16 protein-coding genes are annotated in these 14,454 nt (G+C 57.6%); 5 read left to right on the top strand and 11 right to left on the bottom strand.

Annotated features, from left to right (window positions below; genetic code table 11):
* Positions 1 to 52: 52 nt before the first annotated feature.
* From nhaA to HFN16_RS04940, 3 genes are all read right to left on the bottom strand, one after another.
* A complete protein-coding gene (gene nhaA, locus HFN16_RS04950; protein ID WP_168889654.1) occupies positions 53 to 1,402 on the bottom strand; it encodes a Na+/H+ antiporter NhaA in 1,350 nt (449 codons plus the stop codon).
* A gap of 92 nt (positions 1,403 to 1,494) precedes the next feature.
* Positions 1,495 to 1,737, bottom strand: a complete 243-nt coding sequence (locus HFN16_RS04945) for a hypothetical protein (protein WP_168889653.1) — start codon at positions 1,735 to 1,737, stop codon at positions 1,495 to 1,497.
* 9 nt (positions 1,738 to 1,746) lie between these two features.
* Positions 1,747 to 3,447, bottom strand: coding sequence for a putative sulfate exporter family transporter (locus HFN16_RS04940; protein WP_168889652.1), 1,701 nt, complete (start codon positions 3,445 to 3,447; stop codon positions 1,747 to 1,749).
* 303 nt (positions 3,448 to 3,750) lie between these two features.
* On the opposite strand from HFN16_RS04940, the gene HFN16_RS04935 reads away from it, so the two are divergent.
* Together HFN16_RS04935 and HFN16_RS04930 are read left to right on the top strand one after the other, a co-directional pair.
* Positions 3,751 to 4,737 carry an AraC family transcriptional regulator gene (locus HFN16_RS04935; RefSeq protein WP_168889651.1) on the top strand — a complete coding sequence of 329 codons (987 nt, stop codon included), beginning with the start codon at positions 3,751 to 3,753 and terminating at the stop codon, positions 4,735 to 4,737.
* A gap of 312 nt (positions 4,738 to 5,049) precedes the next feature.
* On the top strand, positions 5,050 to 6,363 hold the full coding sequence (locus HFN16_RS04930) for a cyclic 2,3-diphosphoglycerate synthase (RefSeq protein WP_168889650.1): 1,314 nt from the start codon (positions 5,050 to 5,052) through the stop codon (positions 6,361 to 6,363).
* Here the strand turns inward: HFN16_RS04930 and HFN16_RS04925 are convergent.
* Together HFN16_RS04925 and sfsA are read right to left on the bottom strand one after the other, a co-directional pair.
* A complete protein-coding gene (locus HFN16_RS04925) occupies positions 6,360 to 7,217 on the bottom strand; it encodes a DMT family transporter (protein WP_168889649.1) in 858 nt (285 codons plus the stop codon). The two genes, HFN16_RS04930 and HFN16_RS04925, sit on opposite strands and share 4 nt — an antisense overlap.
* On the bottom strand, positions 7,214 to 7,942 hold the full coding sequence (sfsA, locus tag HFN16_RS04920; protein ID WP_168889648.1) for a DNA/RNA nuclease SfsA: 729 nt from the start codon (positions 7,940 to 7,942) through the stop codon (positions 7,214 to 7,216). The genes HFN16_RS04925 and sfsA overlap by 4 nt, the downstream gene beginning before the upstream one ends.
* Positions 7,943 to 8,074: 132 nt before the next feature.
* On the opposite strand from sfsA, the gene HFN16_RS04915 reads away from it, so the two are divergent.
* Positions 8,075 to 9,337 (top strand): HDOD domain-containing protein, encoded by a 1,263-nt coding sequence (locus HFN16_RS04915; RefSeq protein WP_168889647.1) that lies wholly within the window; start codon positions 8,075 to 8,077, stop codon positions 9,335 to 9,337.
* An 84-nt stretch (positions 9,338 to 9,421) separates the two neighbouring features.
* Here HFN16_RS04915 and HFN16_RS04910 read toward each other — a convergent pair whose 3' ends face one another.
* From HFN16_RS04910 to HFN16_RS04890, 5 genes are all read right to left on the bottom strand, one after another.
* On the bottom strand, positions 9,422 to 9,787 hold the full coding sequence (locus HFN16_RS04910; protein ID WP_168889646.1) for a hypothetical protein: 366 nt from the start codon (positions 9,785 to 9,787) through the stop codon (positions 9,422 to 9,424).
* A 167-nt stretch (positions 9,788 to 9,954) separates the two neighbouring features.
* Positions 9,955 to 10,329: a hypothetical protein gene (locus tag HFN16_RS04905; RefSeq protein ID WP_168889645.1), complete on the bottom strand. Its 375-nt coding sequence runs from the start codon at positions 10,327 to 10,329 to the stop codon at positions 9,955 to 9,957.
* 54 nt (positions 10,330 to 10,383) lie between these two features.
* On the bottom strand, positions 10,384 to 10,983 hold the full coding sequence (locus HFN16_RS04900; protein WP_168889644.1) for a VOC family protein: 600 nt from the start codon (positions 10,981 to 10,983) through the stop codon (positions 10,384 to 10,386).
* A 3-nt stretch (positions 10,984 to 10,986) separates the two neighbouring features.
* Positions 10,987 to 11,484, bottom strand: a complete 498-nt coding sequence (locus tag HFN16_RS04895; RefSeq protein ID WP_210772234.1) for an acyl-CoA thioesterase — start codon at positions 11,482 to 11,484, stop codon at positions 10,987 to 10,989.
* 58 nt (positions 11,485 to 11,542) lie between these two features.
* Positions 11,543 to 11,779, bottom strand: a complete 237-nt coding sequence (locus HFN16_RS04890) for a hypothetical protein (RefSeq protein WP_168889642.1) — start codon at positions 11,777 to 11,779, stop codon at positions 11,543 to 11,545.
* 158 nt (positions 11,780 to 11,937) lie between these two features.
* Between HFN16_RS04890 and HFN16_RS04885 the strand changes: the two genes are divergently transcribed.
* Together HFN16_RS04885 and HFN16_RS04880 are read left to right on the top strand one after the other, a co-directional pair.
* The gene (locus tag HFN16_RS04885; protein ID WP_168889641.1) at positions 11,938 to 12,390 is read left to right on the top strand and encodes a cache domain-containing protein; all 453 of its coding nucleotides are present in this window, start codon (positions 11,938 to 11,940) and stop codon (positions 12,388 to 12,390) included.
* Positions 12,391 to 12,399: 9 nt separating this feature from the next.
* Positions 12,400 to 12,702 carry a hypothetical protein gene (locus HFN16_RS04880; protein ID WP_168889640.1) on the top strand — a complete coding sequence of 101 codons (303 nt, stop codon included), beginning with the start codon at positions 12,400 to 12,402 and terminating at the stop codon, positions 12,700 to 12,702.
* A gap of 502 nt (positions 12,703 to 13,204) precedes the next feature.
* Here HFN16_RS04880 and HFN16_RS04875 read toward each other — a convergent pair.
* Positions 13,205 to 14,449 carry a glycosyltransferase family 4 protein gene (locus HFN16_RS04875; RefSeq protein WP_168892261.1) on the bottom strand — a complete coding sequence of 415 codons (1,245 nt, stop codon included), beginning with the start codon at positions 14,447 to 14,449 and terminating at the stop codon, positions 13,205 to 13,207.
* Positions 14,450 to 14,454: the final 5 nt, after the last annotated feature.

Below are 14,454 nucleotides of genomic sequence, written 5' to 3'. Positions count from 1 at the left end.
TAGTAAGGCGGCCTGACGGCCGCCTTTTTTATTACCATCTGGATGGTGGAGTTTATGTCGAGGGCTGGTCGCTTCGATCCGGTGCAACGTATCGCAAGACCACGTACCCCAGCGTTCCTGCCACAAGCGAGGCGAACAGGATGGCGATCTTTGAGAGTTCGATGAACCGGGCCGCATCCTCAAAGGCGAGGTTGGCGATGAAGATGGACATGGTAAACCCGACGCCCGACAGCAGGCTCGCGCCCCACAGGTGGGTCAGGGTGGTCCTGTCCGGGTAGGAAGCCAGCCCCAGTCGATTGATGATCCAGCATGCGCCGGTGACGCCGATCTGCTTGCCGAGCACAAGGCCGGTGAAGATACCGATGGAGACGGGCGTCATCAGCTCCTGGAAGATGTCTGCCTCAAGGGCCACGCCTGCGTTGGCCAGCGCGAAGATGGGCATGACGAAGAACGCCACCCACGGGTGCAGGGCGTGCTCGATGTTTTGCAGCGGCGTGGTAGCATCATCGTAGGCGTGTTCGATGGAGTGCAGGGCCATCTGCTGTTCCTTGTTGGTGAGCACGGTCTTGCCCGGCGTAATGGCCATCTCAAAGGTGTTGGCCGCGCTGCGCAGGTTCTCGACAAAGCCGGAACAGTCCATGCGTGTGCTTGCCGGGATGGTCATGGCCGCCAGTACGCCAGCGATGGTGGCGTGGATGCCGGACTTCAGGAAGGCGAACCAGACGATGACGCCGAGGATGAGGTACGGAATCGAGTGACGGATGCCCCAGCGGAAGTTGAGGGTCGCCATCAGGCCGAGGAAGGCGATGCCGATGCCCAGCGCCGTGAGGTCGAGTGATGAGGTGTAGAAGAGCGCGATGACGAGGATCGCACCAATGTCATCCACGATGGCCACGGCTGTGAGGAAGATCTTCACCCCAATGGGCACGCGGCTGCCGAGCAGCGACATGATGCCAAGGGCAAAGGCGATGTCGGTGGCCATGGGGATACCCCAGCCGCCAATGGATTCGGTGCCCGCGTTGAAGGCGAAGTAGAAGAGCGCAGGAATGGCCATGCCGCCGATGGCAGCGGCCACGGGCATGATGGTCTGCTTCGGGGATGACAGACCGCCCACGAGAATCTCCCGCTTGATCTCAAGGCCCACGAGGAAAAAGAAGATGGCCATGAGTCCGTCGTTGATCCACAGAATGGCGGCCTTGGAAAGAGTCCAGTCGCCGATGCCAATGGTGAGGGGAGTCTGCCACAGGGAGTGGTAGGATGCCGCCCACGGGGAATTAGCCCAGACCATGGCCACCAGCGTGCAGGCCATCAGTGCGATGCCGCCCGCCGCTTCCATCTTGAAGAAGGAGTTGAACGAGTTGAGCAGGTGGTGAATGGGGAGTGTTCTTGGGGTCTTCATCATTGTTCTGTCCGTATCGGTTGAGGTGAGAAGTCGATTGGAAAAATTTCTTTGTGCCCCCCGCATGAGCGTGTCATGCGGGGGGTCTTGTTTGTTTAGTCTGCGCCCATGGGGTTGGAGACGTTTTGCGTTACCTGATGGACGGCCTCCCCGGAGGTCTCGTCTCCGAAGAAGTTTAGCGCATTGCCGCCGTTGATGTCCCGCTGATCGATGGTGTCAGCGATGGCCTGATAGGTGTCGCTGGCCGTGTAGAGCAGTGAGTCTGTGGCCATGAGCAGGGCCCACACAACCACCATTATCGTGATGGCTGTCATAAGCTTTGTCATACGATCATGCATGGTTGCCTCCTAGATATTGGCAGTGATCTCGGGGAACACGAGGTAGAACATCACGTAGGCCATGATCAGCGTCAGGGTAAGGTTCAGGCCCTGACCGCAGGCATACAGCACGAACGGCTTGCCGCCCTTGAAGTAGGGGGCCAGTTCCCTGAAGTTGGTGGCCAGTCCGATGGAGCCGAAGGCGATGCAGAAGAACCAGTCACGCAGGGGTGCGGTCATGCCGCGGATCACGCCGTTCTCGATCAGCACTGCGCCGATATCCGCTCCGATGAAGGAGTAGAGGAGCGAGAAGACGATGGACGCGCCCATGAAGCCGATGATGAACTTGGGGAAGCGGTTCCAGATTTCGCCGCCGCTCACCTGAACGCCGTTGCTGGTATCCACGGAGGTGGCCCAGTAGATGGCGACGCCCAGCGCGATGCCGCCGATCATCATGTTCTGGATCATCTTGATGGTTGCGGCCACATAGAGCGCTTCTTCGGAGAGGAAGGCGCCTGCGGCTGCCACCGCGCCAGTGGCATCAAGGGTGCCGCCGATCCATGCGCCGCCCAGAATGAAGGGCATGCCGGTGGCCTTGATGACGATGGGCAGGATGATCATCATGACGGCCGTGAACAACAGAGAGAGGCCGATGGAGAGGGTCAATTCTTCCTTCTTGGCCCGGCAGGCAGAAGCCGTGGCAATGGCCGCCGAGGTTCCGCAGACGGACATGTCAGCCGAGATCACCATGTTCAGGGTCTTGGAAGGAATCTTGAGGACCTTCTGGCCGAACATGTAGGACAGGACGAGCACGGTGGGGGTGACAACCCAGGCCACGAACAGTCCGGGCAGACCGATGGCCAGAATCTTGGTGAAGAGCAGCTCGCCGCCGAGCAGTACCAGACCGGTCTTGATGAAGAACTCGGTCTCCAGTGCAGGCCTCATCCACCGGGGCGTGCCCACGGTATTGGAGATGACCATGCCGGTGAGGATGGCCCATGCAGGGTAGCCGAAGCCGAGGTGCTTCATGGTCTGCTGTTCACCCATGAGGTAGCTGAATACGGCCAGCGCCATGAGGACCGGAAAGGCGATGAGGAAGCCCTTCACATCCTTGCCCATGAAGTAGGCGCCCACGGCGAAAATGAGTGCGATGACGATGGTCAGCATGATCAGGCCCGGGATGATGTTGTATCCCTTGCCGTCAACCTGTGACTTCAATCCCTTGGCAATGACGTGAGCCTCATGCCAGTCGGCAATGGCTGTCTCGGCGCGCTCGTTGAGAACGTCGTCGGAAAAGTTGCTGTCCTGCGCCAGTGCATGTGCTGCGCTGGCTTCCGCGAGGAGGCTTGTCTCACTCTGCACCGCCTGCTCGTACTGCTGGCGGGTTTCGGTGTCAGCTATCTCGGCCTGATCGGAACGGAAGAATCCCGCGAGAGGATTGACGGTCCATGACTTGGGCGTGGTCACCAGATCGGTGATCATGGAGCCCACGGGCTCACGGCGTGCCTGAATACCAGCCTTTTCTTCGGCGGCATCATAGTATTCGATGGTCCTGTAGGGAGCTTCGGAAGAGGCCGTGTCCATACGGGCGTTAAGCTCGTCCAGCCGCTCGGTCAGATTGGGCGGGGAGCTGAATCCTGCGAAGAGGACAAAGCCGGTGATGAGCAGCAGAAAGCCGAGCCATATGGCCCAGTAGTCTTCCTTCTTCCAGAGGTCTGCAAATGCACTCATGATTAACTCCAAATATAGTTATGGGGGTCTGTGTGGGAATCCAGTCAAACCGCCCCCGTTTTCTTGGAGCTAAAAAAACACATGTATGAATTCTGGTCATGACAGGTTGCGCCATGGTGTTGTCAGGAAACGCCAATTTGAAGGAAAAATGACAAATCGGCGGATAATGTCATGAAAAACTCAATAGAAATTGAACGTCTGACCAATCTGTTATATTAACAGCCGAGCAGAAAGGCCGTGACGCGCTGAGTGCCCGGAGGCCTCAATCAGCCGCTTCGGCAGTCGATAAAAGCGAGGATCACAATGTCAGCGACCATCCAGAGTTCTCAGGCCAAGACTCTATGGAAAGCCATTGAATTGAGTGGCCATGATCCAGAGCCCCTTTTCGTGGAGGCGGGAGTTTTCCCTGCTGATCTGTCCGACCCCGAGAAGAGGATTCTCCGGAGCAGGATGGACGGTATCTGGAAACGTGCCGCCGAGGAGATAGATGACCCGTGTTTCGGGCTGAAAATGGCAGAGGCATGGCACCCCTCGCATGGGCATGCTCTTGGCTATCTGTGGCTCGCAACATCCTCCTTGAAAGATGGCTTGGAGCGGCTGGAAAAGTACTCGAAGTTGTGGGCAGAACGAAGCGAATTCCTTGTGGAGGACTCCGGCGCCGGTCTCACGGTGACTCTGTCCGACTCCCTGATGACAGTCCCTCAGATCGAGGGTTTCTTTGCCGGTATGCTGAAGGCGTGCCGGATCAACTTCGGTAACAGTCTTGCTCCGGTTTCGGTGGAGCTCATCCGTTCCCAACCCCCATGCGCCAGCAAATTCAATGAGCATTTCTCCTGCGACGTGGCATTTGGCGCACAGCGCAATTGCATGACGTTTTCTGCCGATGATGTGGGCAGGAAACTGGACGCCAGTAATGAACTCATGGCCGAACTCAATGAGAAAATCGTCACTCGGCAGTTGAGAGACATGGCTGAGGGCGGCATTGTCAGCGACGTTGAGATCGCCCTTTCGCGCATGATCAGCGGACAGGAACACTCTGATGAAAACATCGCCTCCGAACTGAACATGAGCACACGAACTCTCCAGCGCAAGCTGAAGGATGCCGGCACCTCCTATCGCAAGGTGCTCGATGATGTGCGGAGCAAGATGGCCAATGAGTATCTGAAGGATAAGACGCTGGAACTGCTCGAGGTGGCCTTCCTGCTGGGTTACTCCGAATACAGCTCCTTCTCCCGGGCATTCAAGCGGTGGACCGGCACCTCGCCACAGGAACTCCGCGCCGCCTGTTAAGCGATAATATTTGTCTTAAAAAAATCTTTCTCCCTTTTGACCCGATTGCCTGAAAAGTGTAGTTTCTGTCAGAATTTTTGAAGTCCCTTACTGACCAACAAACCGAATAAGCTCTTTCAATCTCGACTTGCCAAAACGCAAGCCACAACTTCCAACGAAGCGGACTCCCGTTCTTCCCCACCCGCGCGCATGGCGCATATAAAAAGTTTGGGAAAGGAGAGGGGATGGGGGGTCTGGGGGGAAGGGGAGAGGGAGAACTCTTTTCAAAGTTTTTCCCTCTCCCCTTCCCCCCAGCCGCCGGAGGCGACTCTGATGACCGAAAAAGTGATTATTATGGGTGCTGCGGGGCGTGATTTTCATAACTTCAACGTCTACTTCCGGGACAACGAACGATATGACGTGGTCTGCTTTACGGCCACACAGATACCGGACATTGATGGAAGAAAATATCCGGCGGAGCTGGCCGGAGAGGCATATCCGAAAGGCATCCCCATCTTTGGGGACGACCTGCTGGAAGAGCTGATCCTGCAAAACGGCGTGGACCTGGTGGTGTTCTCCTATTCGGACATCACCCATACGGAGGTCATGCACAAGGCGTCCATCGCCACGGCTGCGGGCGCGGATTTCATGATCGTGGGGGCGCCGTACACCATGATCGAATCGGAGAAGCCGGTGGTCTCGGTGTGTGCGGTGCGGACAGGCTGCGGCAAGTCCCAGACCAGCCGCGAAGTGGTTCGTGTCCTGCAGGACATGGGCAAGCGCGTGGTCACGATTCGACATCCCATGCCGTACGGCGATCTGGCCAAACAGGCCGTGCAGCGGTTCGAGAAGTACGAAGATTTCGATGCCCACAATTGCACTATCGAGGAGCGTGAAGAGTACGAACCCGTCATTGAAATGGGCGCGGTGATCTACGCGGGTGTGGACTACGGGGCGATCCTGGAAGAAGCGCAGAAGGAAGCGGATATCATCGTGTGGGACGGCGGCAACAATGATACGCCATTCTACAAGCCGGACCTGAACGTGGTGGTCTTTGACCCGCACCGGGCCGGGCATGAGATGACCTACCATCCAGGCGAGACCAACATGCGCATGTGCGACGTGGCGGTCATCAACAAGGTGGACAGCGCCAAGCCCGAAGATGTGGACACCGTGCGCAAGAATATCAAAAAGGCCAATCCCAACGCATTGATCATCGAGGCGGAATCCGAAGTGGCCGTAGACGATGCGCAGGCCATCAAGGGCAAGCGCGTGCTGGTGGTGGAGGACGGCCCGACCCTGACCCACGGCGAGATGCAGTTCGGCGCGGGTGTCATCGCGGCCCAGCGATTCGGGGCTGCGGAGATGGTGGACCCGAGGCCGTACCTTGTGGGCTCGTTGGAGGAGACCTTCGACACCTATCCGGATATCGGGGATGTGCTTCCGGCCATGGGCTACAGCGAGCAGCAGGTGCGCGATCTGGAGGCTACCATCAACGGCACGGATTGCGACGTGGTGCTGTCAGCCACGCCCATTGATATCGCCGGGCTGATCTCGGTGGAGAAGCCGTTGGTGCGTGTGCGCTACGGCTACAAAAACCGGATGCACCCCACGCTGGAGGGCGTGCTCCGCGACCACTTCGGTTAGGTCGTTTCCTCGGATTTGAGGGAGCCCACATAGATGGCCGTCAGGGCCAGTCCGACGCCGATTAACTCGACGGCGGTGGTGGGCTTGTTGAAAAAGAGAATGTCCCAGACATAGGAAAGGGTCGGCTGCAGCAGCAGGATGAGTCCCACCAGCGAGGTGCGGACCACCTGTATGCCGCGCGTGATCAGATACCAGCCGCCCGCATGGCAGATGAGGGCCAGTGCGCCCAGCGCGGCCAGTGACTGGTTGTCCGGGATGATGAAGGATTCCCCTTGCGCGATGGAGAGACCGCCGAGGCAGACTCCGGTGATCAGGGCCACGGCACACGCCATGGCCAGCGGGTCTGCGTCCGCCTTGGACAGGGAATATTTCAGTGAGAGCAGATAGAGCGCATAGGCCAGCGCCGTGAGCAGGCCGTAGACGACACCCAGCTTGAATTCCGGCGTGAATGCATCCCACGAGACGCCGACCATGAGGTACAGGCCGAGCATGGCCGTGGGCATGGCGATGAGAAATTTGAGCGACACCTTCTCTTTGAGGAAGACGATGGACACGGCCGCCAGCACGAAGACCTGAAAGTTGGCGAGCATGGTGGAAATTCCCGGCCCGGTGGCGATGATGGCGCGGTGCCAGCAATAGAAATCCGCCGTAAAGAAGAGGGCCGAGAGCAGAGACCAGACCCAGACGTGACGGGTCAGGTTCTTGAGCTTGCCCATCTTCCAGAGGATGGCCAGCATGCCGAGGCCGCCCACGAAGAGGCGGTAGAATCCGGCCACGTCGGGGGGCACGTTGGCTAGCTTCACCATGACCGAGGAGAAGCTGATGATGATGGCGCCAAAGATGAAACCGGTCACGGACGCACCACCTTGAGACGTTCGCCCAGCCTGATGCCCTCGGCATCTACATGGGCCACGTAGGGCCATGCCTCCACGCCCTTGTCCAGGGCCTCGTAGAACAGCTCCGCATATACCGGGTCGATAACATCGGCCGGGCCGAAGCAGTGGCCGTCAGGCCGTTGCACCAGAAAGAAGAGGGCCACTCGCGCGCCGGTCTCGGCCAGCGCCATGAGCTCGCGCAGATGCTTCTGGCCGCGTTCGGTCACGGCGTCCGGGAAGCAGGCGATGTCATCCTCGACCATGGTGACGTTCTTGCACTCCACCCACAGTTCGCCCTCAGGACCGCTGAGGTAGGCATCCAGACGACTGTCGCCGACCTTGGCTTCACTCTTGAAGTGATCGTAGCCAGCCATCTCCGGCATGGCGCCTGTTTCCCACGCCAGTTTGAGCATGCGGTTGGGGGTGAGGGTGTTCACGCCCACCATGGCGCCGCCCAGTTCAAGGGCTTCAAGGGTGTACTTGAGCTTGCGCTTGGGGTTGGCCGCTGGGGAGAGCAGGGCCGGAGCCCCGGTACGCAGCAGGCCGAGCATGGAACCCGTGTTGTTGGTGTGCGCCAGCAGCAGATCGCCCTGGTTAGAACCATCGAGTGCCGTGGCTTCCACGGTGAAGCGTTTGTATCGCCGGATGAACGAAGCCCGGCGACATTGGCCGGGAAAAAGAAGTTTGCATTCTTGTCGGGACACGGGCTCTCCTTGCGTTGTCTTCAGGCGATTTCTCACCAATTCGTTGCGTTTGCAAGGAATATTAAGTTGCCCAACGTATAATAATTGATTAAAATAATGAATCCGGTAGGAGTATATTCAAAGGAAACTCAAATGCCTAAACTACCCATTGAAGCCATAGAGCCGGGCATGGCCCTGGCCGAAGACCTCACCACCTCGGAAGGGCGCATGCTGCTGCCGCGTGGCGCAGTCGTGACCGAAGCCCACCTGCGCACCTGCCGTGTCTGGGGTATTTCAGAGGTCTCCATTCAGGGTGATGATGCGGCATGCGATGACTGCCCGACTTCCTTTGACGAGCTGGATCCCGAGGTGCTGGATGCCTGCAAGATCATGGCGGCCCAGCGGTTCGTGCTCAACCCTCTGAAACATCCCGTTGTTCAGGAAATGGCCAAAGTATACGTGCTGCGTCAGGCCCGTGACCTCGATGTGGAGCAGGCCAATTGGATGCTCGCTGCCAACCCCCATGACGACACCTTCAACCTCACCACTCCGCCGCCGACGCGGGAGGAGAGCTTCAAGCTCAACGACGTCGTCACCCAGGAAGCCGCTCTGGCATCGCTTCCCAACATCTTTTTCGAAATTTCCGAAGCCCTCAAGAATCCGCGCAGTTCGGCCGCCTATGTGGCCGAGGTCATCAGCAAGGACGTGGCCCTGTCCGCCAAGCTCCTCAAGATGGTTAACTCGCCGTTCTATGGCTTTTCCAGCAAGATCGACACCCTGTCCCGCGCCGTGACCATTGTGGGCACCAACCAGCTTACCAACCTTGCCCTTGGCGTGTCGGTCATTGCCGCCTTTGATGATATCCCGGAAGAGTTTTTCACTCTCAAGGAGTTCTGGCTCCACTCCGTCACCTGTGGCATCGTGGCCCGCCTGCTGGCGAGCAAGGCCGGGTTGCAGGGCGACGAGAAATTTTTCGTGGCCGGTTTGCTGCACGACATCGGCCGTCTCATTATGCTCAAGAATCATCCGCAGGCGTCCACCGACGTGCTTCGTCCCGCCAAGGTGGGTCGCAGGGCGTTGGTTGATGTGGAGCGGACAGTATGGGGCTGCACCCATGCGGATATCGGCGGAAAGCTGCTCAAGATGTGGCGTTTGCCGGCCTTCCTTGAAGTGCTCATCCACCATCATCACAATCCGTTGCAGGCCTCCATGCCTGCCGAAGCCTCGGTTATCCATCTGGCCGATTTCATCACCCACGGGCTGGGTATCGGTGCCAGCGGCGCATCCCTCGTGCCGGAATTCGACCCCCGTACATGGGAGATGCTCAAACTCGACAAGGACGACCTGTTCATGATCTGTCGTCAGGCAGAGCGTCAGGCCAGAGATGTCATGGCCGCCTTCTTTCCCGGTGACTAGCCGAAGCATCAATTAAAAGAAAAGCCCGGAGTTGATACTCCGGGCTTTTTTATTGGCTTGAAAATCAGCGTGCAATAAGTCCGGTCACAGCCATTGCAAGGCACTGCTTTCGGTTGAGAATACCTTGAACTCGATGGAGCGGTTGACCAGCGAGGTTTCGATCTTGGATCGACTTTCTGCGCTCTGTTCGCCTGTGATAACTGCGAGCCGATATCCTTGCAGCGCCAAACTGATCTTGTCCATGGTGTTAGCAAATTCGATGCTGTCATACATGGATAGCTTGATGGTGATATCTTGGCCTCGGATCAAAATTTTTTTACGCCTGAGCTTGGCGGCACCGGCAATGATGTTTTTGGCGTAGGCAGTCATCTCTTCATGGGAGAAGATGTTGCCCTCGGGCTCGGCGATGACATACGCGCTTTTAGCCGTAAAATTGATTGATACTGTCATGACCTATTAATATCTTATGGATGGCGAAAAACAATTAGAATATTTCTCATGGAATTGCTCTGTTCCCATTTTCTCAAATACGCTCTGCCCGCACTGTGATCATGGGTGGGCATCAGTCAGCTTACGGGGCTTGGTCTCGGTGTTTTGGCTTGGAAATGGAGACGCGATCAGTCCAGTCGCAGCCAGCCCAGCGCACACTCTTCGCTGGTACATACCCGATACTCGACGGAGCGGTTGACCAGCGCGGTTTCGATCATGGAACGGCTCTTTGCACTCTGCTCGGCTGTGACCACAGCGATGCGATATCCGCCCAGTGCGAGGCTGATTTCATCCATGGTTTCGGCAAAGGCAATGGTGTCGTATGCCGAAAGTTGCATGGTGATGTTCTGCCCCCGGATCAGCACTTTCTTGCGGTCGAGCCGTGCGGCCCCCCTGATGATATCCTTGGCGTAGGCAGTCATTTCCTCATGTGAGGAGATGGTGCCATCCGGTTCGGCGATGACATACGTGCCCTTATCGATGAAATTGATTGATACTGCCATACGCTATAACTACCTTATTGATGTGAGTGGGCAATTAGAATGATTCTTACGGGATCAATCTTTTCTCGTTTTCTCCAATACGGCCTGCCGGATCACATCCCCTTCTCCTTCGTATACCTCGCGCTCCGCTTCGGGGGTCGGCTCAGTAACTTCCGGCCACATGCCCGGTCTTGGCTCGGGGCCCTTGAGGGCTTCAGCGCAGGGTGAGGTGTCGGCCATGACCGGGGTCTTGCGGACATCCACGTCCTTGGCCGGGGCGCTGAATTCAATGGGAATGTTGTTGGGATCAAAGGCGTAGACGGAGTGGATGAAGCCGTGGTCCACCACTTCGGAGCACCAGATGTCGGCGGCCTCCAGTTTGTCCTTGAGCTCCCACAGGTCTTCGTCGCTCTCTACGCCAAAAGAGATATGGTCGAACACGGCCGGGCCTTTCACGGGCACGCCATGATCCTTCTCCTCAATGGGCTCCACCCCGGGCCATTCAAAGAAGGCGATCATGTCCTGTTCGGATATCTCCAGAAAATAGTGGCGGTAGCCGGGATGGCCCAGTCCAGCCACCAGCCGCATCCCCAGCAGGTCGCGCCAGAAGCGGATGGTGGCGTCCATGTCGCCCGTGGCCATGGCCAGATGATTGATGCCGGTGTAGTTGGGCATCGCTTACTCCTCGCAGAGCTTGCCGCCGTTCTGTTCCAGTTCTCGCTCTTTCTGACGCAACTCACGGCGCAGTTCGGCTTCTCTGTGACGTCGCTTTGCGGTGTCGTCTTCCAGCCGCAGCGGCGGCACCTGAGTGGGCTTGCCGTTCTTGTCCAGCGCGACATAGGTCAGGTAGGCGGAGTTGGTGTGCCGGATTTCTCCGGTGGTCAGGTTCTCTGCTTCCACGCGTACGCCCACTTCCATACTGGAGCGGCCCACGTAATTGAGGCTCGCCTTGAAGGTCAGCAGTTCGCCCATGTAGGCGGGCAGCTTGAACGCCATGCGGTCGATGGACACGGTCACGATGTTGGAGCGCGAGTGCTTTTTGCACACTACGCCGCCAGCCGTATCAATATGCTTGAGGATCACGCCACCATGCAGGTTGCCCGCAGGATTGGCGTCCTGCGGCAGCACCAGATGGGTCATGACTACTTCGGATTCTTTTGCGGATTTGGGTTCCATTTTCTCTCTCTCTTCAAAAAAACTCATTCAGCCGCTGACAGGTTTGTCCTTGCGTCAGCTAGTGGTGCTTGCCGTATTCCACCCGTGCTTCCCACACGAGCTTGCTGATCTTTTTCCCCAGATCGGTCTGGCGGGCGCGCATCAGAGCTTCGGCCGCCTCCTGATTACCCTGCTGCTTGAGAAGGGTTGCGGACTCAAGGTCGCGCAGATACCGCTCACACTCATGGATGATGCCGGACAGGTTCATGGTCTCCAACTCCTTGGGAACCCGAACGGAACGTACCTTTCTGCTCATGATGTCCTCCCGCTGTTTTCATACCGTCATACAAATAAAGTGACAGAGCGTGTGCTCTCGGTCAAGAGAGTGATAATGAGTATTGTGTAAATAGGGTGTCGAGGATTGCCAGAATCAGGCGCATGCGGCATTATGCCTGATATTCAAAAGGAGTATCCATGAGCAAATCGTTGAGCCTTGCTGCCGTTGTCCTGTTGATCGTGTCCACTTTCGCCTTGGCCGGAAGTTGTGAGCAAACTGCCCAGGACCTGGTGAGCAAGGGCGTTATCCATATCAAGGCCGTGGGCGCCAAACAGGCTGCTGCGGATTTCATGGACCCCGATGGTGAGTTCATCGACGGCGACTACTATCTGCTCTTTTACACTTTTGACGGCAACTGCCTCGCCCTTGGTGCCAAGCCCGAGGTCGCGGGCAAGAATCGTTGGAACGTCCACGATCCCGACGGCGTTTACCAGATTCGCGAGATGGTGAACCTCGCCAAGATGGGCGGCGGTTGGGTGGAGTACAAGTACGCCAATCCCTCCACCGGCAAGGTGCAGCCCAAGAAGACCTATGTCCGCCCCGTGCCCAATATGGACGCCTTTGTCGGGTGCGGCATCTACTACAAATAAGGGCTGTTCATGCGCGTTTTTCGAATTTTTGCGACCCTTGTTTCAGCCATCGGGCTGATGCTTCTGGTCATGGTGTTCGTGGATTGGTGGACGGGCTATCTTGCCATGAAATTCTTCCCGGAAGAATCACACGACGCCCATCACCATCTGTTTGGCCTGATGCTCGCGCTCCCGGTGCCGCTGCACGTCATTTTCGTCGGTCTCATCGTTCAAAAGAAATGGCTCTCCCCGCCCATGGCCAAATTCGCCTGGGTCGGCATCGTCTCCTCCGGCCTCTGGCTGGGAGCATCCCTCGCCATAAGAATGCTCTAAGAATGCCTCCGGCCCCACTGGCGTTGAAAGGCGAAAATCGATTTGAACGAACCAGCGCTTCGCTTGGCTCTTTTCAAATCGGTTTTCGCCTTTCAGCGCGGGTTGATGAGTAGAGCGCCCTTTCGCTCTAGCACAACTCTCATTTTACCAAACAAAGACCTGCATCAGCCCTTGAGTATGAGCCATAGAAACTGACCAAATCGAATGCCGACGAAACCACAAACAATCGGCAGCGACGAACGTCGCGCAGCACGATTCAAGGCATTCTATTTGGATCAGATTCTCGGCGAGAACTCACGAGGCGGGCATGCTAGAAAAGCCGCGTTTCTTTGGTTCTTTCTTGGGGCGGCTCAGCCAAGAAAGAACCGCCGTCCGCGCAGGACATGGAGGAGTAATAGCGACGGCTCTCACGCTTGAAAAGCGTACATCACCATCAAAAAAGCCGCCCCAAAAGGGCGGCCTTCCTTATCTCTTCTCCTACTTCTTCTCTTCCAAAAAGAAGCTACTTCGCGCCCGCACACGGCACCCCATGCGAGATATAAATCTCCCCCAAGTCGTGAATGAGCTTCTTATTGTTGAAGACCTCATGCACCTTGGCGTGGGCTGCCGGAATAACCTTGGCGCGCAGCTCGGCGTCCGTCAGGATGCGGCGCAGAATGTCGGCCAGCGCATCCACATCATTGGACGGGCACAGCATGCCGGTCTCTTCATGGGTGACCAGCTCGGGCACGCCGGAGACATCGGTGGCGGCAACCGGCACGCCGGTGGCCATGGCTTCTGCCACCACGTTGGGGATGCCGTCGCGGTCGCCGTCTTCAGCCTCGCGACAGCCGAGGGTGAAGCAGTCGGCTTCGTTGAGGAGCGTGATAACTTCTTCGTGAGTGATGGTGCCGGGCAGTGTGGTCTCGTCGGCCAGACCCAACTCGTCGATGAGGTTGCGAATCTTTTTGTTGAAGGCAGCCTTGCCCTCACCCACGAGGGTGTAGCGGAAGTCGATGCCCTCGGCGCGGAGCTTGGCCAGTGCGCGGAGCACGGTGTCGAGGCCCTTCTTCTCCACGAAGCGGGCGACGGTCAGGATCTTGTACGGCGTCTTGGCCTCGGTGACGCGCCCGTTGGGCGAGAACAGGTCGAGGTTGATGCCGTGGTAAACGCAGTGGATCGGCTTGCCGTTGAGGGCGACCTTGGAAAGATATTTTTCGTTGTACTTGGTGCAGGTGACAACGAATTTGGCGAGGTCGATCTTGTCCTGAAAGCGGCGCGGATTCTGGGTGTAGATATCCTTGGCGTGGGCCGTGAAGGAGAACGGCACGCCGAGCAGCTTGGCGGCGTACATGGTCACCGTGGTCGGCGTGTGGGCAAAGTGGCCGTGGAAGTGGCCGATGTCTTCGCCTTCATCGATGATGGTCTTCTGCACGATGAACCCGGCCTGGAGCATGTGTTTGATCCAGGTGTGCTTCTTGGGCGCAAGGGCGAAACGGCTCATCATGAGCTTGAGACAGGCCATATACCGCTTCGGCATTCTGGCGAAGAGGCGGATGTTGTACCAGAGAAACGCGGGCAGGCCCCAGATCATGGACGAGGGCAGGTAGGTGACCTTGGCCTTGATCTGCTTGATGGATTCGTGGGCGAAGTTTTCGCGGGGGGCGCGCATGGAGTAGATGTGGATCTTGAAGCCCATCTCTTCCAGCAGGCGGATCTCGTTGGAGATGAAAGTCTCGGAAATGCGGGGATACCCCTTGAGCACCATGCCAA

Origin of the sequence: Pseudodesulfovibrio sp. zrk46, assembly GCF_012516435.1 — a bacterium.
GTDB lineage: Bacteria > Desulfobacterota > Desulfovibrionia > Desulfovibrionales > Desulfovibrionaceae > Pseudodesulfovibrio.
Note: the sequence above shows the minus strand (reverse complement) of the source record. Positions and strands in the feature narration are given on the sequence as shown.